The following is a 21,135-nucleotide window of genomic DNA, read 5'->3' on the forward strand; positions in this document are numbered from 1 at the left end:
TACCCTCGCTTCAGTCTGCCGCCAAGCGCAAGGCTGCACCCATGGCAAATGGGGCAACCGCCAGTGCGAACAAGGTTGAGGCCGCCAGGAAAAGCGGCGCGCCCGTACTGCCGGGGCCGCCGCTCATCGCCAGCGCCCCGAAAATCGCGGTTGGGACATACAGTGGCAGCGCGATCAGGCTGATCAGCAATCCGCCGCGGCGTACAGTGGCTGACAGGGCAGCACCTACGCCTCCCCAGAAAAAGAAGGCGAGACCTCCAAGAGCGTACAGCCCCATATGAGTCAGAAGACTGGTGTCTGCCTTGGCCTGGAACATCACCGCAAAAACAGGCGAGAGAATCGCAAGGGGAAGACCAGCGGTCAGCCAGTGGGCGAAGGCCTTGGCAGCAGCGATCATGGAAGCCGGAGCCCCCGTCTGCAGCCACAGGTCCAGTGCGCCATCCTCGACATCTGCCTGGAAAATGCGCTCCAGTGTGACCAGGCTTGCCAGTGCCAGGGCGACCCAGAGAATGCCGGGCCCAACAGCGCGCAGCGTATTCGGATCGGTTCCGATGCCGAGTGGCACCAACACGGCTGCGCCGGCAAAAAAGCCGAGCGGCATCAGTGCGCCTGCGCCGCCAGCCCAGGCTTCGGTAAGTGCCTGTCGGAAGGCAGAAATGATTGGCGCGGCGCTCAAATCATCACCTCACACGTGGAGTCAAAACCCGCATCACCATGTATCGCCGCGATAATCGCACCGCCACGCATTCTGTGTTCGGAAATCATACCCAGCAATAATTCCCGTCCATCTGCGTCCAGCGCTGTGAGGGGTTCATCCAGCAGCCAGATGGGTCTCTCCTGTAACAGAAGGCGACCAAGGGCTGTCCTACGCCTTTGCCCGGCGGACAAGTGGCGGGCGGAGACGCCGGACGGACGGATCAGGGCCATTTTGTCCAGAACTGCATCAATCTGACCCGCTGACGTGCCCCAAGCCCTGGCCCAAAGGCCAAGATGCGTGAAAGGGGTTTCATGAGGCTTCAGGCCTTCGCGGTGGGCAATCCAGTGATGTGGAGCGGAGCGGTCCACTTTGCCTGTTTCCGGGCGGGTCAGGCCTGCCAGAATGCGAAGAAGGGTTGTCTTGCCGGCCCCATTTGCGCCGCGTAGCACAATGGCGTCCCCGGCATGTGCGGCGAGCGACACATTCCGGAAAAGAATGCGTTCGCCCCGAATCATGCCGAGATCTGTCGCAGAAAGGAGTGCTCCGATACTCATATGTTTCGTTTAGACCCTTTGTCCCAATTGCCTCAATCCATTAGGGGCTATATGAGACAGGCCAGCGCGGCGGCCCTTCGCCGCAGATGACAATTCCAGACGCGAGGTTCCCTCCCCATGCCGTCCCTCGACAGCTTTAAATCAAAACGTACGCTTCAGGTAGGAAGCAAGACCTATACCTATTACTCGCTTGCTGCGGCAGCAGAAAATGGTCTGGGTGATGTGTCCCGTCTTCCGGCGTCCTTGAAGGTTCTTCTCGAAAACATGCTGCGCTTTGAAGATGGCCGAACGGTTACCAAAGATGACATCATGGCCTTCAAGAACTGGCTGGAAAGCAAAGGCAAGGACGATCACGAGATCGCCTATCGCCCGGCTCGCGTTCTGATGCAGGACTTTACCGGCGTTCCAGCCGTGGTTGACCTAGCTGCGATGCGCGATGCTTCCAAAAAGCTGGGCGCTTCTGCGCAGGCCATCAACCCGCAGGTTCCGGTTGATCTCGTCATCGACCATTCCGTGATGGTTGACTATTTTGCCGGTCCGGGCGCGTTCGAGCAGAACGTTGCAAAGGAATATGAGCGCAATGGCGAGCGCTATGAATTCCTCCGTTGGGGTTCCAAGGCCTTTGAAAACTTCCGGGTTGTGCCGCCAGGCACGGGTATCTGCCACCAGGTGAACCTGGAATATCTTGGCCAGACAGTCTGGACCCGTGATGAAGACGGCGAAACTGTCGCCTATCCGGATACCTGCGTCGGTACCGACTCTCACACCACGATGATCAATGGCCTGGCCGTTCTCGGCTGGGGCGTTGGTGGCATTGAGGCTGAAGCGGCCATGCTGGGCCAGCCGGTCTCCATGCTGATTCCGGAAGTCATCGGTTTCAAGCTTACCGGCAAGATGGCTGAAGGTGCGACCGCAACAGACCTCGTGCTGACCGTTGTGGAAATGCTGCGCAAGAAGGGTGTTGTTGGCAAGTTCGTCGAATTCTATGGCGAGGGCCTCGCAAATCTAACGCTGGAAGATGTAGCCACAATCTCCAATATGGCGCCGGAATATGGTGCAACTTGTGGCTTCTTCCCGGTTGATGAAGAAACCATCTCCTACCTGTCCGACACGGGCCGTGATCCTGAGCGCGTCCAGCTGGTCGAGGCCTATGCCAAGGCTCAGGGTTACTGGCGCCCGGACATGGCCGAGCCGGTCTTCACAGACACGCTTCAGCTGGACCTTGGCGACGTCAAGCCGTCGCTGGCAGGTCCCAAGCGTCCGCAAGACCGCGTTCTGCTGTCTGAAGCCGATACCGCATTCCGTGACGCGCTGAATGAAATTCGCGGCGGCCGCAAGAATCCAGAAGCCACGCCGAAGACGGAAGGCGAAAGCCGCTTCGTCGATGAGGGTGCCAACAATATCTACACCGCTCCGGAAGATTATGGCGTGTCGCCTTATGCTGTTGAAGGGGAAGACTTTCACCTGCATGACGGCTCTGTCGTGATCGCAGCCATCACCTCCTGTACGAATACGTCCAACCCCTCCGTGCTGATCGCCGCGGGCCTTCTGGCCAAGAAAGCTAATGAATTGGGTCTGACGCGCAAACCTTGGGTCAAAACGTCTCTCGCGCCAGGCTCTCAGGTTGTGACGGATTATCTTCTGAAGGCTGGCCTTCAGGATGATCTGGATGCTCTCGGCTTCAACCTTGTCGGCTATGGCTGTACCACCTGTATCGGTAACTCCGGCCCGCTGCCGCCGGCGATTTCCAAGTCGATCAACGAGAATGATCTGGTCGCCTGCTCGGTTCTGTCCGGTAACCGGAACTTTGAAGGCCGCATCGGTCAGGACATCCGCGCGAACTATCTGGCCTCTCCGCCACTGGTCGTTGCCTATGCGATTGCAGGCTCCCTGCATATCAACCTGACTACCGACCCGCTGGGCACCAGCAAAGACGGTAAGCCGGTTTACCTGAAAGACATTTGGCCATCGAACCAGGAGATAGCCGAAGTCATGCGCTCTTCCGTGACGCCGGAAATGTTCTCCACTCGCTATGGCGAAGTGTTCAAGGGTGACGAGCGTTGGCAGGCCATTGAAGTCAGCGGTGGTGACACCTATGGTTGGCCTGCGGGCTCCACCTATGTTCAGAACCCGCCATACTTTGAAGGCATGGGTCTTGAGCCGGAGCCGACCGAGGACATCAATAGCGCTCACATCATGGGCCTGTTCGGTGACTCCATCACGACTGACCACATCTCCCCGGCCGGTTCGATCAAGGCATCCAGCCCAGCAGGTCGTTACCTGCAGGAGCATCAGGTCGCTCCTATGGACTTTAACTCTTACGGCTCGCGCCGCGGCAACCATCAAGTCATGATGCGCGGTACGTTCGCGAACATCCGCATCAAGAACCAGATGGTTCCGGGTGTCGAAGGCGGTGTGACAATTCACTATCCGTCTGGCGAGCAGATGGACATCTATGATGCCGCGATGAAGTATCAGGAAGAAGGCAAGGATCTCGTTGTCTTTGCCGGTGAGCAGTATGGTACGGGTTCTTCCCGTGACTGGGCTGCGAAAGGCACGATCCTGCTCGGCGTGCGCGCCGTGATCGCTGGCAGCTTCGAGCGTATTCACCGTTCCAACCTGATCGGCATGGGCGTGCTGCCCCTGCAGTTCAAGGAAGGCGAAAGCTGGGAGAAATTGGGCCTGAAGGGCGATGAGACTGTCACGATCGAAGGTATCTCCGACATCAACCCGCGTCAGATGTTGAATGTCAGCATCACAAAGGCTGACGGGTCTTCCATAAATGTCGAATGTCGCGTGCGCATCGATACCGAGAACGAGCTGGATTATTATCGCAATGGCGGCATCCTGCACTTCGTTCTGCGCAATCTTGCGCGTGCAGAAGCCTGATCCTTAAGGCTTTCATGATATTGAAAGGCCCCTGCAGCATGTGCTGTGGGGGCTTTTTTACAGCGCTCACATCCCTGTGACTGTTTCAGGAGGAGGTCTGGCTTTATAAATGATCTTGATGAAACGCATGCTGCTCTCTCTGATCCTCGCCTTCGCGGGCCTGCTGCCTGTCGCTGGAGCAGAGGAGCCTGTTCTTGTGGAGCTGTTCGCTTCACAGAATTGTCGCGTCTGCCCCAAGGCGCACAAGGTTCTGAAGGCGCTTGATGATGAGCGTGACGATGTCCTAATCCTCACCTGGTCTGTCGATTACTGGGATTACCTTGGCGACAAGGACCCAATGGCGATGGTGGAATCCAAGGAACGTCAGCGCGGTTATGTTGACCGCTTCCATCTGCGGGGACCTTACACCCCCCAGACGGTCTATGACGGGGTAGAGCAATGTGCTGGCAGCAGGCGCTCATATGTCGACAGGGCACTGGAAAAGGCTTCAGAGCGTCCTGATACGGATGTGAAGCTGACCGTAAAGGGCGACAAGATATTGCTGTCAGGTACGGCGACCAGCCTGACCGATATCTGGCTGATAGATTATCTTTCAGGTGCCGCGAACACGACGAATATGGTGCATCCTGTCACCCGCGTTTCTGCACTTGGACCGTGGCTGGGCAATGACGTTCAGCTGAACAAGCCGCATTGCGAATCCGGTTGCGCCATCATTGTGCAGGAAGCGGGCTTCGGCCCTATCCTTGAAACTTTGGTCGTCCAGCCCTGATCAAGGCTGTACCGTCTCAGTGTCCAGTGCCATGAGGGGTGGACGGACAATCGAAGACACGCGCGGCGTGAATTCCTTCCAGTCATATTCCGACAACTGAAAAGCCCAGCCGTCTGCTTTTTCGTTGATGGTGCTGCCGCGTTGGGCGCCTTCACCTGCTTCAATGGCGCGCAGGGTCACAAAATACCCGTCGGGCTCTCGATAGGCTGAAACATCAACTTCCAGTCCATCATGCGTTTCGGTGATGTGGCGTGCGACAGGACGTGTTTTCAGCTTGCTGGCGGGCTTGACGCCAATCGGTGCAAAGCGTGTCAGCGCCAAAGCGGGTGTTGAAGCGGCAATCCGGCTGACCAGTTTGAAATCCTGATAGGGCGGGCCCGGAACAAAACTGCGGTCACTGGTGCCGACAGAGCGCTGCAAATACAGGCTCTCGCCCATGGAGTCATAAATCCGCACCGCCGAGATGGCATCTGAATTGATTTCGACAATGTCAAAATCCAACCAGGCATCATGATTATAGAGAGGCGGCAGGTCACCTTTTACCTGAAAGGCCTGTTCCTCACCCGGGAGGCGGCCATAGACATGTTCGCCCTTTCGTCCGGTGATCAGGGCTGCTTCTGTCTTGCCAGTCTCATCAATGATCTCGACTAGGGCACCCGTTCCTCCACTCCGCGGATCACCAAGGCCAATTCGGTTCAGCTTGTCCGGATCGCGTGTACGTCCTTCGCCCCAGGTCAGCTCACCCAGGCCTGTTGCGAGTGTGGCCAGACGGTCCGGCCGGATCGGGTAGCCGTCTTCCGTTCCCATCTTCCAGCCATCCAGTGTGTTGACCAGCAGATAGGATTCATCTGATAGCGTGACCCGTATCTTGTTTGCCTCGGCGCGGATGGAGGCAAAATCCGGAATCACCGGATTGCCCACTCGGCTAGTTGAAGCCTTATGCGCCCCCCCCATGGAATAGGCGATCACGGTGAGCAGTGTCAGCGCTCCAGCCGTGCCAGCCATGACCTGTAGTCGGCGCATGCGCTGACGTGTGCGAATCTGGCTCATGCCCGGCCCTTCCGTTTCTGGCGATACCAGACGAACAGTCCAATTAGCCCAACGATCAGCGGGCCGCTCCAGATATTGATGGCTTTCAGCATGCCTTCAAGTCGGTCAATATCGCGGCGATAATCGCGCTCGACCTCACGCAAGCGCTGGCGGAGATCGACTATGCTTTCGCGCAGCTCCAAAAGCTCTGTGCGTTCCTGATCGGTCAAGTCTGCTTCCAGATCACCTGAGAAAAAGCCGTCTGTGGAGCCAATGGCCTGCAGCTCTTCCAGGCGGGTCTGAGCGGTTTTGAGGTTGGTTTCCAGTTCGGCCTGCTGGCGGAAATAGATGGCTTCAGCCTTGTCGCGCATGCGGTCAATCCGCGTCATAGGGCGCAGGCTGGGGGCACGGGAGCGCAAGCGGGACAGCTCACCGCCACCCGCCAGTGCATCCAGCGCGTTCAGCACCAGCGCGCCATTGTCTGCCACGACAATCTCATTGCCGGGCACAATGTAGAAATCATCCGAGATGAAATCGACATCCGCGATCAGTACCAATTGGGCCTCCGTCTCGCTTTCAGAGATGTGCGGCGGCACGCTTTGCGCCTCGGCCATGGCCAGTTCTGCGAGTACTGGGTCGGATGGAATTTCAACAGGGGGTGCGCCCTCTGGGAAGGCCGTTGTCAGCTTCCCGGAGAGACGTCCGGCCAGCACGAGGGCTGTGGGCTCTGTCTGATATTCGCGCAGGACAGCCTGCGGCGTCAGCTCGGTCATGGCCTTGTCGGCATCAATGAAGGATGGGCTTGGGCCCGTCGTGATCAGCGGTGTAAATTCTGTCCCTTCGTCCAAGTCGGATGCATCAAATGCGCCTGGTGCACCGAAATTGATGCTGCGACTGAGGTCTGCCGTGATCAGATCATCCTGATTCATGTCTCCGGCTGGGATGCCGATGAAGAGCGGATGGGCCAGCTCCTCGACGCGGCCATTGCCGGCATCCACTGGAACAGGCAGCGCATTGGCCGCGTCTGCAACCGCCTGATTCGACAGCGAAACGCCCCACAGGCTAGGCAGTGTGCCAAGGGAGGCATGTGTCAGGGGCTCTCCCATGGAGAACATGCCGCCGCCTGAGACAGTCTTCGCCGCCGGGTCCATCAGGAATACAGCGCGTCCGCGACGCAGGATGAACTGGTCAATAAGCCAGCTCTGGCGTTCGGTTAGTTCGGGAGGTTGCACGACGAGCAGCACGTCCAAATCTTCCGGCAGGGACTGGAAGGTTTCCGCAATGGGTACGATTTCAAAGGATTTGCCAATATCGCGTAGAAGGGCGTAGCCTCCTTCACCGCCCGGCGAAGTCATACCAGGCAAGGAGGACAGGATGCCAACACGTGGCGGGTCCGGATCATCCAACCGGTCCACCATGCGTGTCAGGTCATATTCCAGGGTGACTTCGCGGTCTGGTGCCAGGAAGGGGATGACGCGCTGGTCATCAATTGAGTTGCGCCCGATAATGCCGAAATAGAGCGGATCATTGCCATTCGTGTCGACGGCCGTGACCCCTGCAGCAAGGGCTTCATCCTCTGCTGGAGAGAAGGGCAGTGGATCAATTTCCTTAACATGTAGCTTGCCGCCGGACTGGCTTTCATAAACGTGCAGTAGCTCGCGCACGCGGGCGGCATAGGCGCGAATGGAGGGGTAATCCTGTCCTGTGTTGCGTGTGTACACGAAGGTCAGCTCAACTGGCTCGGCCACATTGTCGAGCGTTGATTTTGTGGCATCCGACAGCGTGTAGAGATTGTTCTCCGTAAAATCGAGCCGCACGCCAGTGAACACCTTCTGCACAAGAAGGTTGGCCGTGACGAAGATGATCAGCGTCAGCGCCGTGGCGGCAATAAGATAATGCTTTGCCCGCATGTTCTAGCCCAGCCTGTGCCGTGAGGCCCACAGGCCATTCAGAATGGTCCACAGGGCCATGAAGCCCAGAAAAAACAGAACGGCACGGAATTCCAGGACGCCCCGTTGTGCTGCTTCAAAATGCGACAGGAACGAAAACTGCGCGACAAGGTCAGCAAAGCCTGCCCCGAAAATGCTCTTGACGCCCGACAGGACGAGCGGCCAGCCCGCGGCAGTGAAGATGAAAGCAATGACCACACTGATGACAAACGCCGTGACCTGGCTGCGTGTCAGGGCTGATACAGCCGCGCCAACGGATAGATAAGATCCGGCCATCAGGAAGCTGACAAAATAGGTCAGGATGATTGCGGCATTGTCAGGCTTACCCAGAAAGTTCACGGTGAGCCACATCGGGAAGGTCAGCAGCAGGCAGACTCCGGCGACAGACCAGGCCGCCAGCAGCTTGCCCAGAACAAGGCCCGGCATGCCAAGGGGTAGAGAGAGCAACAGTTCATCGGTTCCGGCACTCGTCTCATCGGCCCAAAGGCGCATGGCCAGCGCAGGCAGGAAGATCATGTATAGCCAGGGATGCCAGACGAAGAAGGGTGACAGGTCTGCTGTGCCAGTATCGAAGAAGCCTGACGCCTCCCAGGTGAACATGCCGAGAGCGAGGAGGAATACGGCCAGAAAAACATAGGCCATGGGCGTTGAATAATACGCCCCGATCTCCCGGCGGAAGACTGGCACAAAACTGCCGAGTTGCTGACGCAGATAATTCATGCAGATTCGGCCTCCGCCTGATCGGTCAGCTTGGTAAAGGCACCTTCCAGCGTACCGTCCGATGACAACTGGCGCAGGCCTTCCGGCGTCTCATCCGCAACGATCCGACCGCGGTCAATGACGATGGCCCGCGTGCACATGGCGGGCACTTCGGTTAGCGTATGGGTGGAGATGACAATCGCCTTGGTGGGCGCCATGCGCGCGATGAGCGCCCGCACAGCGCGTTTCTGGTTCGGGTCCAATCCATCGGTGGGCTCGTCCAGCAGCAGAACAGGCGGATCATGCAAAATGGCGCCTGCCAGGCCAACGCGCCGACGGTAGCCCTTGGAAAGAGATCCAATCCTTTGTCCGCAGACGGTGGAAATTCGGGAGTCTGCAATCGCCCGCTCAATTGCAGACTTGCGCTCTGACCTGGGCAGGCTGCGGGCAGCCGCCATGAAGGCCAAGAATTCCGGCGGCGTCATGTCGTCGTAAAGAGGCGCACCTTCAGGCAGATAGCCGAGCGCGGCCTGTGCTTCGCGGCGCTGTGAGACAATAGATTTTCCGGCGATGAGGGCGTCACCGGAATCCGGTTCCAGAACGCCAGAAATCATTCGCATGGTTGTTGACTTGCCCGCCCCGTTGGGGCCGAGAAAGCCAAGCACTGTCCCCTTTTTGACAGTGAATGACAGGCCTTGCACGGCACGCTTGGTGCCAAAGGATTTTACCAGCTTCTGAATGTCCAGCATTCTTCGCGTCACGATCCTTTCCGGGGGAGCCTTCTGATACCGTTGTTCATGCGGTCTGGCCAGTGGCTCTGATGCAATCATAATGTCAGGCGGAGAAGCGGCGGACCTCTTCAAGAACGGCCTTTGCGGCGGCTTCAACGATCTTGCCGCCATCTTCCATGTTGGACTGGGTCGGGTCAGAGCCGATGCGGCCGTCTGGGAAGTCACCGCGATACTGAACCGCATCGCTAATCGTGCCGTTCGGGGCGATCTTGGGCGACATCTCCACATCCGTGCGGGCATGGTCTGGATAGCCATAATAGGTCACGGACACTTCGGACGCAGTCGCGTGGCTGCCATGCCCGACCGGATAGAGCTGGTTGCAGAGAGTCATCACGGATTTAAAATCCCACCAGTCGCGGCGTTTCAGTTTGAGACCGGGGCGATTGTCCTCGCCGCGCGGATCGAAGCTGCGGCGGGCATGGATCTCGGAGAAGGCAGCCTCAATCGTGGCAATGTTTCCGCCATGGCCATTCAGCCAGTAGATGCGCTCAAAACCATGCCGCATCAGGCTTTCTGTCCAGTCCATCATGGCTGCGATCATTGTGGATGGGCGCAGGGTGATGGTTCCCGGAAAGCCGAGATGATGTTGTGCACAGCCGACGGAAAAGGTGGGGCCGACCAGCATGTCGTCCGGCGCAAGACTTTCGGCATGACGTGCGATGATTTCCGGACACAGGGCATCTGTACCAATAAAGCCGTTCGGCCCGTGCTGTTCCATGGAGCCAATCGGCACGACGATGGTCTTTGATATCTTCAGCCAAGATTCGATATCTGGCCAGGTCGAAACAGGTAGCAGCATGAGTATCAGTCCTTTCTGGGCGCCAGGCGGCGTGTGATATGCCCCATCTTGCGGCCAGGACGGGCATCCCGTTTGCCATACAGCGTCAGCGTTTCGTTTGCTTGCAGGCCAGCCGGATCAATCAGGCCATCTTCGCCGATCAGATTATACATTTCCGCATCAAACAGGCGACGGGTATCGCCCAGCGGCCAGCCACATATGGCCCGAATGTGCTGTTCGAATTGTCCTGTCTGGCAGGCTTCCGGGGTCCAGTGGCCTGAATTGTGCACCCGCGGGGCAAACTCATTGGCCAGCAATGTGCCATCTTTCAAGACAAAGAACTCCAGAGCCAGCACGCCAACATGATCCAGCGCATCTATCAGGCGCACGGCGCGCTCGCGGGCGTCAGCCTCGATCTTCAGATCCAGACCGGAGGGAGAAATAGAGCGTGAGAGGATACCATTCTCATGGATGTTACGAGGAGGAGCCCAGCTCTTCGTCTCGCCGCGACTGGAGCGTGCTACGATCACGGAGATTTCCCGCTCGAACGGGATGCGCGCTTCTAGAACGGCTGGAACCTGTCCGATGGAAGTCCACGCTTTCTCTGCGCCCTTGGCGTCCTGTACGCGCGCCTGACCCTTGCCATCATACCCGTCCCTGCGGGTTTTCAGGATGCCTTCCGTGCCGAGCGTGTTGAGGGCGGCGATGATGTCGTCGGCGGAATTGATCAGTTCATAAGGCGCGGTCGGAATGTTTATGCTGTTCAGAAAGGCCTTCTCTTCAGCCCGATCCTGAGAGACGGCGAGAGACTTGGTACCCGGATGAAGTGGAACGCCTGTTTGGGTGATGATCTCCACGGCTTCGACAGGGATATTCTCGAATTCGAGCGTGACCGCGTCGCAAGATGCCGCAAATTCACGCAAGGCATCCCTGTCGGTATACTCGGCCGTCCATGTCCTGCGAGCACCGCGTGAAGCTGGAGCGTCTGTTTCAGGGCAATAGATGTGAACGTCAAAGCCAAGCTGGTTCGCGGCGGCAGCCAGCATACGTCCCAGCTGGCCGCCCCCCAAAATCCCGATCGTGCTGCCGGGGGCAATCATCGTCATGTAACCGGTGTCTCGCCAACGCTGTCAGTTTGCTTCTGGCGGAAGGCATCCAGCTTGTCGGCAACAGCCCCATCTTCCAGCGCAACAATGGAAGCCGCCATCAGGCCGGCATTCATGGCGCCAGCCTCGCCGATGGCCAGTGTGCCCACAGGAACGCCGCGCGGCATTTGAACAATCGAGAGCAGGCTGTCCATGCCAGAGAGGGCCTTGGACTGAACCGGAACGCCCAGAACGGGCAGCGGGGTCATGGCTGCCGTCATGCCGGGCAGGTGGGCTGCACCGCCAGCGCCGGCAATGATCACCTTCAGGCCGCGTCCTTTTGCCGATTTGGCATATTCAACCAAGCGGTCCGGCGTGCGGTGGGCCGAAACGATGCGTGTTTCGTGGGCAACGCCCAGATCCGTCAGAATTTGAGATGCAGCTTGCATGACCGGCCAGTCGGACTGGCTGCCCATGATAATGCCGACCTTGGGGGAATCCGTGTCCATGATGGAAGCCTCGCCGCTGGAAAGCGCGCAACATAGGTAAGCCGGATGCTGCGTCAACTGCCGGAATGATCGGTCGGCTCGAAGGAATGGCTTCAACTTGGCGCAAGAAATGCTTAACCTTGCGCCATGGCGGACGATCTCTACTCTCCTCAAGCCCATGAACGGCGTGCCCTGCTGGATGTGCTGGGCGTGGATTTGTTCTCCCTGGACTTGCGAACGCGCGCGGCGCTTGAGGCTTTATGCGATGAAGTGCTGGTCTTGAGGGATGATGTGGGCCAGTTGCGCGATGCTCTGGACGAGGCCGTATCTCTGGCAGATAATGACGCCCTGTGCCCTGTCTTCAACCGACGGGCCTTCGAGCGGGAAATTCGGCGTGAGATTGCCTTGGCTGCGCGGTTTCGTACGCCCTTGTCTCTGATTTACATAGACCTCGACAATTTCAAGCAGGTCAATGATGCCTTCGGCCATGCTGCTGGCGATGAAGTATTGATACGGGTTTCAGAGATATTACTGCGCCTGACACGGGAGACCGATATTGTCGGACGCCTCGGTGGCGATGAATTCGGCATCGTCCTGGCTCAGGCCACGGCGGAGGACAGCCGCCACAAGGCAGAGCAACTCAGCTATGAAGTGGACCAGCTGATGGTGCGGTGCGGAACGAGAGAGTCCTCGCCAGGAATACACATCGGAGCCTCTTGCGGAATCGTCGAATGGCAGACCGGACAAGTGGCGGAAAGCCTTATATCTGCAGCGGATCAGGCCATGTTTGCACAGAAGGCGCGCAGAAAATCCGGGCGGCAGGCAACTTAAGGATATTTCATGGGAGAAAGCCTGATTCCGGCTTTTCTCCCCCGTGACGAGGTTAGGCTCTTGTGCTTAACTGTTGCTGTTAAGTCACAACTCTTAACAGCGAAGAAGGAGACCGTACATGTCGCTTCAAGGAAGAATCACTGAGCTCGCAGACAAGCACCGCAAGCTGGACGAAAAGATTTCCGAAGAACAAAAAAGACCTGCGGCAGATGCACTCCGATTGAAATACCTCAAACGCAAGAAATTGAAGATCAAGGAAGAGTTGCACTGGCTTGAGGCTAGCTAGTAAGCCGCAACGGAGCCTTCATCTTTTTGTCCTAGTCTTATCTGCAACGGGCGAAGGGATGTTGCATGCGTGAGCTATTTGATCAGGACAGGGCCATGACCCTTGGTGCCGTGAAGCAGGCGACCGCCATACTTGCGGTTATCTTCCTCATTGCTGCGGTATTCGCGGTTCTGTCCGGTCTCGGCTGGATCTTCAAAGGCCATGTCTTTGCGGGTCTTACACGTATCATCGGCAGTTTTGCTGTGCTGGGCTTTATGTATGTGGTTGTTCGCTTCTTGGGAGAGATTCTGGCGGCAAGTCATAGGTTGAACGACCGGCTCTCCATTCTCGGCGATGACCTGCGCAGCCAGCGCAGCAAGGTGCCCGCCTCCGATACGAAAGCCTGATACCTCATGGCCGATCCAGTCACCATTATACTCGGCCTTGGCCGTGAGGTGGGCGATGCTGTCGCCCGCCGTTTCAATGAACATGGCCATAAGGTTGTGGCCGCAGACCCGTCCGAAGAGCGTATCGGGATTGCCCGTAATGCCATGCCGGAGGATGTGCTTCTGCACCATGGTGAGCTTCATACGCGCTTGGGGCTGCGAAATGCTTTGACGGCTGCTGTCGAGGCGTTTGGCCGGGTGGATAATCTGATCGTCATTCCCGAGATCGAAGAACCGGATACGCTGGCGGATTTTGCACCTGAGCGGTTCGACAAATCCATTGCCCGGGCCAGCCGAGGGGCGGCCTTGGCTCTGAAGGTATTTGCGGACCAGATTGATGAACAGGAAGACCTGCCCATGGCAGGTGTGGAACGTATCCGTCAGAAGGGGACGGTGACGTTCATCCTATCCTATTCGGCGCTTGCCAGCATGCCGGGACGGTTTACCGAGACCGTCACGCAATCCGCTGTGCTGGGGATCATCAAGGCCGGGGCTGTTGAGCTTGCCGAGAAGGCCGTTCGTGTGAACGGCATCGTTGCGATCCGCCCCCGTGAAGGCAAGCTGGAGAATTGGACAGTACGGCGTACCCCGCTGGGACGCGCCGCCCTGGCAGATGAGATTGCCGACTCCGCCCAGTTTCTGTCCTCACCGAACGCAGCCTTCATTACCGGCGAGATACTGAAGCTGGATGGGGGCCGCTCCGCACTCGCCGGTATTCTGGAATAGCGATCAGCTGACCTGAGCCAGGCCCGGAACGGGGTTGGTGTCCGTTTCCGTCTCAAACACGGCGACCGTGTCGAGCGTGTACATCTTGCTGAGAATGTCAGAGACTTTCTTGTACTCGGCCAGCGCCTTGTCGGAGGTCAGCGTGACCAGCGTATAGCCGTGGCCAAACGGGTCATGCCATTCAACTTCGGTGTTCGCGTCTGCGAACAACTGGCCGAGGTTCGGAACGTCCTTGATATAGGCACCGGTGCCGGGGGACGTGATGGAGGTGCACCCGAACTCAACACCGCGGCGCTCGCCAGCGGCATCATACAGGGTGTTTGCCCACGCCGTGTGCGTGTCTCCGGCCAGCGTGACCAGGCTTGCTCCGGCAGAGGCGGCGCCTGCATAGAGCCGCTCACGCGCTGCCGGGAAGCCATCCCAGGCATCCGGATTGAACGGCAGGCCAAGGGCAGAGAAGGGCACCATTTGCGCGACATAGGGGTTGGTCTGCGCCGCGACCTGCTCCGGCGTCAGAACTTCCTGCATGTTTGGTAGTTTCGTCCGGGCCATGACGACCTGATTGGCCAGCACCTGCCAGCGCTTGCCGGCCTTGACGGAGGCCGCCAGTTCTTCGGTCAGCCAGGCTTCCTGCTCGGCGCCCAGCATGGTGCGTTCCGGATTGTTGATCTTCTGCATAGTTTCCTGAACACGCGCCATGATCGTGGCTTGATCGCTTGCGCCTGCCAGCGCATCTGACCAGCTGATGTCGGGCGAGCGACCTGTCAGGCGGCTCTCAAGCGCAATAACTGTGGCAACATCCCCGAAATTGAAGCTGCGCCAGACTGCGGACGTAACCTCGCCCGGAACCGGTTCGCGCAGGGGCAGCCATTCGAAATAGGCTTGCATGGCGGCCTGTTTACGGTCGCTCCAGTCCCCCTCGCCATTTTCCGGATTATGGTTCTGGGCACCTGTACGGTAGGAATTGTTGGCGCTCTCATGGTCATCCCATGTGCAGATCCAGGGGGCTGCAGCATGCGCGGCCTGAAGGGCCGGATCGGTCTTGTACTGGGCGTGGCGTGTGCGATAATCAGACAGCGTCACCATTTCCGTGATCGGATCATGCGTGCGGCCAAGTGCCATGGCTTCGGGGCTGGCATAACCGTCAATGCCGTACTCGTACAGATAGTCGCCAAGGTGGACCACGGCGTCCAGATCGGCTTCCTGCGAGATCGCGTCATAAGCGTTGAAATATCCAAATTGCCAGTTGGAGCAGGAGACAACGGCCATGCGCACCGGTGTGTCACCTGACAGGGCGGTTGTCTTGAGACGCCCTTCAGGAGAGGTCACCTCGCCATTCGATGCCAGTACAGTGAATTTGTAGGTATAGGTTTTTCCAGGCTGCAGGCCCTTGGCATCGGCCTTCACTGTATAGTCGCGGGCCTCGGATGTGGTGACGACACCGCTGCTGACCGGAGTGGCCGGGTTGGCGGGGTCGAAGACATCATATCTTACCTGGATAGGGCCGGTACCGCTCTTCGGGGTTACGCGGGTCCAGACGATGACGCGGTCTGCCAGCGGGTCGCCTGACGCAACGCCGTGCAGGAAGTCGATCTCTCCCTCATAAGCCTCCGTCTTGACCGGCGCGCTTACAGGTGTCGTGGCGCAGGCGGCGAGGCTGAGGGTTCCGGTGGCTGCGGCGCCCAGCAGGCCGCGGCGGGTAATCTTGGTCATGTCTGTCTCCCGTGTTCCGGATCTCCCTAGTCCGGTCTGTTGACAATAGCATGACGATCACCACGCTATTCGTCTATAAGTCGCGCAATGGAACATCTTGAAATCACTGCAACCTCAGCTGATGAGGGCAAAAGGCTGGACAGCTTTCTTGCCAGTCGGGCGGACTCGCTCTCGCGGTCGCGTCTGAAGGCGCTGATCCTTGAAGGCGCCGTCAGCATGAACGGCACCCCCGAAACCGATCCACGAAAGCCGGCTGTGGACGGCGCCGTCTACAGGATTACCCTGCCAGACCCGGTGCCTGCGACGCCTGAAGCGGAAGACATTCCGCTCGATATCCTGTTTGAGGATGCGCACCTGATTGTACTGAACAAGCCGTCCGGCATGGCGGTACATCCCGCACCCGGCAGCTGGGACGGGACGCTCGTCAATGCGCTGCTGCATCATTGCCAGGGCGAATTGTCCGGCATTGGCGGTGTGGAGCGGCCCGGCATCGTGCACAGGATCGACAAGCTGACGACCGGCGTGCTTGTGGTCGCAAAGACCGAGTCGGCGCATCTCGGCCTGTCAGAGCTTTTTCAGACTCACGATATTGAGCGCAAATATCTGGCGGTTACGCGCGGCGCTCCGCGTCCGCTATCGGGTACAGTGGATGAGCCAATTGCCCGCTCGACCGGGGATCGCAAGAAAATGGCGGTCGTGCGCAATCCCGAAAGCGGAGTAGGGCGGCATGCAATTACGCATTACAGGGCCATTGAAATGTTCGGCCTTCGCGATAAGGGAACGGGCCTTCCCGCTGCCGCGCTGGTGGAATGCCAACTGGAAACAGGCCGTACGCACCAGATCCGCGTGCATTTGAGCCATATTGGCGTGCCGCTCATCGGTGATCCGGTTTATGGCCGTCAGAAGGGCATCAGCTCATACGGCCAGGGCGAAGCGCATATTGAAGGCACAAAAGCCGCGCGCGCCTTTCCGCGCCAGGCGCTGCATGCCGCTGTGCTGGGTTTTGTGCACCCGATAACGAAAGAGACGCTCCGTTTTGAAGCGCCTCTTCCGGAAGACATGTCGGACTTGATCGCGGCGTTGAGAAAATTGCCGACAGACGACTGAGATTGCCCTAGTTCCCGCCCGACTCGACCAGCGGTTCAAACTGCAATTTGGTTGCCGTCAGGGTTACATCGCCAATTTTGTCGGTTTCCGCCGCGATCTTGATCGGCACGGAGGCGCCATTTGGCAGTGGGGCCAGCCACATGCGCAGCGGACCGTTGAGCGCGGACAGATTGTCATTGTCCTTCATCTCGTCTTTGTCGTAGCCCGCAATGCGTTCCATCGTGACATGGCATTCCACGGCCTGACCAGACCAGACCTTGGTGTTCACCCGCTTGGTACCGGCATTCTTCAAATGCAGATAGGTCAGCTGGCGTCCGTCAAAGATGCGGATCGGTCCGCCGCAGGGGTCAGCACCTGGTGCACGTGGCTCCAACGCGAAGGTGATGAGCGCCGTGATGGGGTCATTCGCCTTTACGGCCTGTTCCGGTGTGGCCGGCGGATCACCCAGATCTCCGAACTTCGGATTGGCGGTCATCTCAAAATTATCCGCTGTCATGATCATGTCTACGCGGCGGTTCTTTTTGCCGTCACGGTTCTGCGAGACGTAATTATACGTCTTCAGCCCGTTTTCGCGTGTATAGCCAGAGGCCTGAAGGTGCATGTCATAATTGATGAACCAGTCGGCGATACCGGTCACTTTCACGCGCGATTTGATATTGTAGATGTCCGGGCGCATCTCGACCTCAAAAGAGGCGCGGCCTGTTGCGGGAATGAACAGCACATAGGCCTTGGCTTGTAATTCATAGATCATTCGCGTCGGCTCGCCCGATTTGATATTTGCCAACAGCGTGGGTGCCGTGCTCGCTGGCGCAGTATCGGCCACAGACAGGCCGGCTGCGGTCATGGCCGCGGCAGTTGCCAGTAGAAATGCACGTTTCATCAGGACAAAATCCTTTCCGGAGCGGTTCGTTTGGCACTCCTTATAACCTGTCATCACCAACCCAATCTGAACAGTCCTGCCCCGATCATGCCTCATTCCGGAGTGGTTTGCATTCAAGAAGTATGACAACGAATGACTCCCGCAAGCGTAAAACTGCCGAAATGCCTGATGCTCGCAGTTGACATGAGGGGTATCTGCCCTGTAACGACGCGCCTTCGAGATTATTGACACCTATCGGAGCGAGGCCATGTCCCGCGAATGTGAACTTACCGGCACCAAGCCGATGGTTGGCCACAATGTGAGCCACTCCCAGATCAAGACCAAGCGTCTTTTCCGCCCGAACCTCGTTCAGGTTACGCTTCACTCTGAAGCGCTTGAGCAGGACTTCCGTCTGCGCATCGCCGCCAAGGCTCTGCGCACGGTAGACAAGCTGGGCGGCCTTGATGCGTTCCTCGCCAAGGCGAAGGATGACAGCCTTTCCACGAAAGCGCTGAAAATCAAGCGTGACATTGCGAAGAAAGCTGCCGCTTAAGCGTCTGCCTTTGGGTACAAGAATACAGGCGCGCGAGGCTGGGCTTCGCGCGCTTTTCTGTGTCTTGCGGTTGGACGCGCTAGCAACCGCATGGCAAAAGACTCCCCTTGGAATCAGGGGGACATCATGCGCACATTCTTGACCATTGCAGCCTTGGGCTTGCTGGCGGCCTGTCATGATCCAGCAACCCAGAAGACTCCCGCACAGGGCAAGGTCACCGTTTTCACGGGCGGCACAATTTACACCGGTCTGGCGGATCAGCCCAAGGTAAACGCCGTGATTGTTGGCGAAGATGGCCGCATTATCGCAACTGCACCGCCCACTTCCGAAGACTGGAGTGAAGATGAGGTCACAATGGTGGACCTCGACGGTGGGGTCATGTTTCCCGGCTTTACGGATGCCCATGCGCACCTTCTGGGCATTGGCCAGCGGGAAATCATGCTGAGTCTAGAGGGCACGCCCTCGCTTGAGAGCCTGGTATCACGTGTCAGCGACGAAGTCGCAGGCAAGGTCCCAGGCGAGATCATCTTTGGCCGAGGCTGGATTGAGACGGACTGGCCGGAGGACCGCATGCCCTCGGCTGCCGATCTTGATCCCGTCAGCCCGGCCAATCCGGTGATCCTGATGCGCGCCGATGGTCATGCCCTCGTTGCCAATACTGCGGCCCTGAAAGCGGCGGACGTCTACGACATTGCAGGCGACAGTGATGGCGGCCGGGTCGAGCGCGGCAAAGGCACCGGCAAAGCGACCGGCATGGTGATAGACGAAGCCATGTATCCGGTCTTGCAGCTGGTCGCTGAACCCAGCGATACGGATATACGCAAGGCTTACGAGATCGGTGCGAAAACCTATGTCGCGCGCGGCTGGACCGGCACGCACAATATGAGCGTGGATCGCAATCATGCTGCCTTGCTGAAGGCTCTGGATGATGAGGGCCTGATGCCGCTGCGGCTCTATAATGCCTATGATGAGAATGGCTTCTACCTTGCCAAGAAGCACCAATATGAGACGGATACGATCCAGAACCGAGCTGTGAAGATTTACATCGACGGCGCGCTCGGCAGCCGTGGGGCTTTGCTGATCCAGCCCTATTCGGACCGACCAGACACAAATGGGCTGGAAATCCTCGATGAAAATGTACTCCACAATCTGATGATGGATGCGAAGGAGGATGAGATCCAATTGGCCATTCATGCCATCGGAGACCTCGCCAATCGGCGTATTCTCGATACATATGAAGAGTTGGGCTATGGCCCGGAACTGCGCTGGCGTATTGAGCACGCGCAGATCCTGGCCCCGGAAGACATTGCCCGTGTCGGGCAGTTGGGCCTGATCGCGTCCATGCAGCCCAGCCATGCCATCGGAGACCTGAAGTTCGCGCCTGCGCGTCTTGGCATGGACCGCTTGGGCGGCGCGTATGCCTGGAAAAGTATGCTGGGTAGCGGTGCCGTCGTTGCCGGTGGCTCAGATGCGCCGGTTGAGGTGGGCTCGCCGCTGATAGAGTTCTATGCCGCTGTTGCCCGCAAGGGGCTCAATGGCGAAACAGGGGAGGGTTGGCACCCTGAACAGGCCCTGGCGCGTGAGCAGGCGCTCGCCCTATTCACCTCCTCTGCAGCCTATGCTGCGTTTCAGGAGGATGATCTCGGCACGATTGAACCTGGAAAATTGGCGGATTTCACGGTTTTTGACCGTGATTTGATGACCATTCCTGAAGACGAAATTCTTGAGGCGAAGGCTGTGATGACAATTGTCGGGGGGAATGTTGTCTGGCGACAGTCGGCTGCCTCTGAATAATTGCCTGTAGCGGTTGGCTTCTGTTGCCGAAACAGCTTCTTACGCTACGTCGCACTAGGCGTGAGCCTTTACCGTGCTAAAACCCATTCTGAACGAAACAACCTCCCGAAGCCCGAGATACAATCATGACCGTAATGAGCGATACCGATGTGCTGGATGGCATGGAGCCGACAGTCGAGATCAATGTCCGCGAGGTTTTTGGCCTCGACACGGACATGGTCGTCCGCGGCTTCGAGACACGAACCGAATATGTACCCGAGATTGACGAGGCCTATCGCTTCGATCCGCAGACCACGATGGCGATTCTTGCGGGGTTTCAGCACAATCGCCGCGTCATGGTGCAAGGCTATCACGGCACAGGTAAATCCACCCACATTGAACAAGTGGCCGCCCGCCTGAACTGGCCGATGATCCGGGTTAACCTCGACTCCCATGTCAGCCGGATCGACATGGTCGGCAAGGATGCGATTGTCCTGAAGGATGGCAAGCAGATCACCGAATTCCGCGAAGGTATTCTACCATGGGCCCTGCAGCGGCCGGTAGCGATCACTTTTGACGAATATGATGCCGGCCGCCCGGATGTAATGTTCGTGATCCAGCGTGTGCTGGAAGCCAGCGGCAAGCTTACCCTGTTGGACCAGAACCGCGTTATCGCGCCGAACCCGTATTTCCGCTTGTTTGCCACCACCAACACGGTGGGGCTTGGCGACACGACCGGTCTGTACCATGGCACACAGCAGCTAAACCAGGGCCAGATGGACCGCTGGAGCATTGTGACAACGCTGAACTATCTGGAGCATGACGCCGAAGTCGCCATTGTTAAGACTAAGGCCACGGGCGTCGATGACGACACCCTGTCCAAGATGGTGACGCTGGCCGATTTGACCCGGAATGCCTTTATGGCGGGCGACCTCTCCACCGTGATGAGCCCGCGGACTGTGATCACATGGGCGGAAAACTATGCTATCTTCGGCGATCTGGGCCATGCCTTCCGCATGACCTTCCTGAACAAGTGTGACGAGCTTGAGCGTCCGCTTGTGGCAGAGATGTATCAGCGTTGCTTTGCGGAAGAGCTGCCCGAAAGCGCCCTTATGGTAAGGGTCGCCTGATCTG

At 58.2% G+C, this 21,135-nt stretch carries 21 protein-coding genes; 10 read left to right on the forward strand and 11 right to left on the reverse strand.

Annotated elements, in window-relative coordinates; translation table 11 throughout:
* Positions 1-10: 10 nt before the first annotated feature.
* Positions 11-676 carry a heme exporter protein CcmB gene (gene ccmB / locus HY2_RS15660; protein WP_051595113.1) on the reverse strand — a complete coding sequence of 222 codons (666 nt, stop codon included), beginning with the start codon at positions 674-676 and terminating at the stop codon, positions 11-13.
* Positions 673-1,251, reverse strand: coding sequence for a heme ABC exporter ATP-binding protein CcmA (ccmA, locus tag HY2_RS15665; protein WP_034829288.1), 579 nt, complete (start codon positions 1,249-1,251; stop codon positions 673-675). The genes ccmB and ccmA overlap by 4 nt, the downstream gene beginning before the upstream one ends.
* 117 nt (positions 1,252-1,368) lie before the next feature.
* Between ccmA and acnA the strand changes: the two genes are divergently transcribed.
* Together acnA and HY2_RS16940 are read left to right on the forward strand one after the other, a co-directional pair.
* Positions 1,369-4,140 (forward strand): aconitate hydratase AcnA, encoded by a 2,772-nt coding sequence (acnA, locus tag HY2_RS15670; protein ID WP_034829289.1) that lies wholly within the window; start codon positions 1,369-1,371, stop codon positions 4,138-4,140.
* Between the two features lie 109 nt (positions 4,141-4,249).
* Positions 4,250-4,909, forward strand: coding sequence for a DUF1223 domain-containing protein (locus tag HY2_RS16940; protein ID WP_051595114.1), 660 nt, complete (start codon positions 4,250-4,252; stop codon positions 4,907-4,909).
* Here HY2_RS16940 and HY2_RS15680 read toward each other — a convergent pair whose 3' ends face one another.
* The 7 genes from HY2_RS15680 to purE form a co-directional block, all read right to left on the reverse strand.
* Positions 4,910-5,959, reverse strand: a complete 1,050-nt coding sequence (locus tag HY2_RS15680; RefSeq protein WP_034829290.1) for a DUF4340 domain-containing protein — start codon at positions 5,957-5,959, stop codon at positions 4,910-4,912.
* A complete protein-coding gene (locus HY2_RS15685) occupies positions 5,956-7,848 on the reverse strand; it encodes a GldG family protein (RefSeq protein ID WP_034829291.1) in 1,893 nt (630 codons plus the stop codon). Before HY2_RS15685 ends, HY2_RS15680 begins: the two co-directional genes overlap by 4 nt.
* A 3-nt stretch (positions 7,849-7,851) precedes the next feature.
* Positions 7,852-8,607 (reverse strand): ABC transporter permease subunit, encoded by a 756-nt coding sequence (locus tag HY2_RS15690; protein ID WP_034829292.1) that lies wholly within the window; start codon positions 8,605-8,607, stop codon positions 7,852-7,854.
* Positions 8,604-9,335: an ABC transporter ATP-binding protein gene (locus tag HY2_RS15695; RefSeq protein ID WP_034829293.1), complete on the reverse strand. Its 732-nt coding sequence runs from the start codon at positions 9,333-9,335 to the stop codon at positions 8,604-8,606. The genes HY2_RS15690 and HY2_RS15695 overlap by 4 nt, the downstream gene beginning before the upstream one ends.
* Before the next feature lie 85 nt (positions 9,336-9,420).
* Positions 9,421-10,176: a creatininase family protein gene (locus tag HY2_RS15700; RefSeq protein WP_034829294.1), complete on the reverse strand. Its 756-nt coding sequence runs from the start codon at positions 10,174-10,176 to the stop codon at positions 9,421-9,423.
* A gap of 5 nt (positions 10,177-10,181) precedes the next feature.
* The gene (locus tag HY2_RS15705; protein WP_034829295.1) at positions 10,182-11,261 is read right to left on the reverse strand and encodes a 5-(carboxyamino)imidazole ribonucleotide synthase; all 1,080 of its coding nucleotides are present in this window, start codon (positions 11,259-11,261) and stop codon (positions 10,182-10,184) included.
* Entirely contained in the window at positions 11,258-11,749 is a 492-nt protein-coding gene (gene purE / locus HY2_RS15710; RefSeq protein ID WP_034829296.1) for a 5-(carboxyamino)imidazole ribonucleotide mutase, read from the reverse strand. The genes HY2_RS15705 and purE overlap by 4 nt, the downstream gene beginning before the upstream one ends.
* Positions 11,750-11,875: 126 nt before the next feature.
* Between purE and HY2_RS15715 the strand changes: the two genes are divergently transcribed.
* From HY2_RS15715 to HY2_RS15730, 4 genes are all read left to right on the forward strand, one after another.
* Entirely contained in the window at positions 11,876-12,559 is a 684-nt protein-coding gene (locus HY2_RS15715; protein ID WP_051595115.1) for a GGDEF domain-containing protein, read from the forward strand.
* Between the two features lie 118 nt (positions 12,560-12,677).
* Entirely contained in the window at positions 12,678-12,845 is a 168-nt protein-coding gene (locus tag HY2_RS15720) for a DUF465 domain-containing protein (protein ID WP_034829297.1), read from the forward strand.
* A gap of 65 nt (positions 12,846-12,910) precedes the next feature.
* A complete protein-coding gene (locus HY2_RS15725; RefSeq protein ID WP_034829298.1) occupies positions 12,911-13,231 on the forward strand; it encodes a hypothetical protein in 321 nt (106 codons plus the stop codon).
* 6 nt (positions 13,232-13,237) lie between these two features.
* Positions 13,238-13,996, forward strand: coding sequence for an SDR family NAD(P)-dependent oxidoreductase (locus tag HY2_RS15730; protein WP_034829300.1), 759 nt, complete (start codon positions 13,238-13,240; stop codon positions 13,994-13,996).
* 3 nt (positions 13,997-13,999) lie between these two features.
* Here the strand turns inward: HY2_RS15730 and HY2_RS15735 are convergent, their stop codons facing one another.
* On the reverse strand, positions 14,000-15,709 hold the full coding sequence (locus HY2_RS15735) for an alkaline phosphatase D family protein (RefSeq protein ID WP_051595116.1): 1,710 nt from the start codon (positions 15,707-15,709) through the stop codon (positions 14,000-14,002).
* An 87-nt stretch (positions 15,710-15,796) separates the two neighbouring features.
* Here HY2_RS15735 and HY2_RS15740 point away from each other — a divergent pair, with 87 nt between their 5' ends.
* Positions 15,797-16,816, forward strand: a complete 1,020-nt coding sequence (locus HY2_RS15740) for an RluA family pseudouridine synthase (protein WP_034829302.1) — start codon at positions 15,797-15,799, stop codon at positions 16,814-16,816.
* 7 nt (positions 16,817-16,823) lie between these two features.
* Here the strand turns inward: HY2_RS15740 and HY2_RS15745 are convergent, their stop codons facing one another.
* The gene (locus HY2_RS15745) at positions 16,824-17,696 is read right to left on the reverse strand and encodes a DUF3108 domain-containing protein (protein WP_034829386.1); all 873 of its coding nucleotides are present in this window, start codon (positions 17,694-17,696) and stop codon (positions 16,824-16,826) included.
* Positions 17,697-17,943: 247 nt separating this feature from the next.
* Between HY2_RS15745 and rpmB the strand changes: the two genes are divergently transcribed.
* The 3 genes from rpmB to cobS all read left to right on the forward strand — a co-directional run bounded on the left by rpmB (position 17,944) and on the right by cobS (position 21,131).
* Positions 17,944-18,228: a 50S ribosomal protein L28 gene (gene rpmB, locus HY2_RS15750; RefSeq protein ID WP_034793026.1), complete on the forward strand. Its 285-nt coding sequence runs from the start codon at positions 17,944-17,946 to the stop codon at positions 18,226-18,228.
* Positions 18,229-18,354: 126 nt separating this feature from the next.
* Positions 18,355-20,022, forward strand: a complete 1,668-nt coding sequence (locus HY2_RS15755; protein WP_034829304.1) for an amidohydrolase — start codon at positions 18,355-18,357, stop codon at positions 20,020-20,022.
* A 125-nt stretch (positions 20,023-20,147) separates the two neighbouring features.
* Positions 20,148-21,131, forward strand: a complete 984-nt coding sequence (gene cobS / locus HY2_RS15760; protein ID WP_112062708.1) for a cobaltochelatase subunit CobS — start codon at positions 20,148-20,150, stop codon at positions 21,129-21,131.
* The last annotated feature ends 4 nt before the right edge of the window (positions 21,132-21,135 follow it).

The sequence above is a fragment of the Hyphomonas pacifica genome, from assembly GCF_000682675.1.
Classification (GTDB): domain Bacteria; phylum Pseudomonadota; class Alphaproteobacteria; order Caulobacterales; family Hyphomonadaceae; genus Hyphomonas; species Hyphomonas pacifica.

Coding starts and splice junctions, on each gene's coding strand:
- HY2_RS16940 (WP_051595114.1), top strand. CDS start 4,250: ATGATCTTGATGAAACGCATGCTGCTCTCTCTGATCCTCGCCTTCGCG.
- purE (WP_034829296.1), bottom strand. CDS start 11,749: ATGGACACGGATTCCCCCAAGGTCGGCATTATCATGGGCAGCCAGTCC.
- HY2_RS15705 (WP_034829295.1), bottom strand. CDS start 11,261: ATGACGATGATTGCCCCCGGCAGCACGATCGGGATTTTGGGGGGCGGC.
- HY2_RS15735 (WP_051595116.1), bottom strand. CDS start 15,709: ATGACCAAGATTACCCGCCGCGGCCTGCTGGGCGCCGCAGCCACCGGA.
- HY2_RS15680 (WP_034829290.1), bottom strand. CDS start 5,959: ATGAGCCAGATTCGCACACGTCAGCGCATGCGCCGACTACAGGTCATG.
- HY2_RS15725 (WP_034829298.1), top strand. CDS start 12,911: ATGCGTGAGCTATTTGATCAGGACAGGGCCATGACCCTTGGTGCCGTG.
- HY2_RS15730 (WP_034829300.1), top strand. CDS start 13,238: ATGGCCGATCCAGTCACCATTATACTCGGCCTTGGCCGTGAGGTGGGC.
- rpmB (WP_034793026.1), top strand. CDS start 17,944: ATGTCCCGCGAATGTGAACTTACCGGCACCAAGCCGATGGTTGGCCAC.
- ccmA (WP_034829288.1), bottom strand. CDS start 1,251: ATGAGTATCGGAGCACTCCTTTCTGCGACAGATCTCGGCATGATTCGG.
- HY2_RS15720 (WP_034829297.1), top strand. CDS start 12,678: ATGTCGCTTCAAGGAAGAATCACTGAGCTCGCAGACAAGCACCGCAAG.
- HY2_RS15700 (WP_034829294.1), bottom strand. CDS start 10,176: ATGCTGCTACCTGTTTCGACCTGGCCAGATATCGAATCTTGGCTGAAG.
- HY2_RS15740 (WP_034829302.1), top strand. CDS start 15,797: ATGGAACATCTTGAAATCACTGCAACCTCAGCTGATGAGGGCAAAAGG.
- acnA (WP_034829289.1), top strand. CDS start 1,369: ATGCCGTCCCTCGACAGCTTTAAATCAAAACGTACGCTTCAGGTAGGA.
- HY2_RS15690 (WP_034829292.1), bottom strand. CDS start 8,607: ATGAATTATCTGCGTCAGCAACTCGGCAGTTTTGTGCCAGTCTTCCGC.
- HY2_RS15755 (WP_034829304.1), top strand. CDS start 18,355: ATGCGCACATTCTTGACCATTGCAGCCTTGGGCTTGCTGGCGGCCTGT.
- HY2_RS15685 (WP_034829291.1), bottom strand. CDS start 7,848: ATGCGGGCAAAGCATTATCTTATTGCCGCCACGGCGCTGACGCTGATC.
- cobS (WP_112062708.1), top strand. CDS start 20,148: ATGACCGTAATGAGCGATACCGATGTGCTGGATGGCATGGAGCCGACA.
- HY2_RS15715 (WP_051595115.1), top strand. CDS start 11,876: ATGGCGGACGATCTCTACTCTCCTCAAGCCCATGAACGGCGTGCCCTG.
- HY2_RS15695 (WP_034829293.1), bottom strand. CDS start 9,335: ATGCTGGACATTCAGAAGCTGGTAAAATCCTTTGGCACCAAGCGTGCC.
- HY2_RS15745 (WP_034829386.1), bottom strand. CDS start 17,696: ATGAAACGTGCATTTCTACTGGCAACTGCCGCGGCCATGACCGCAGCC.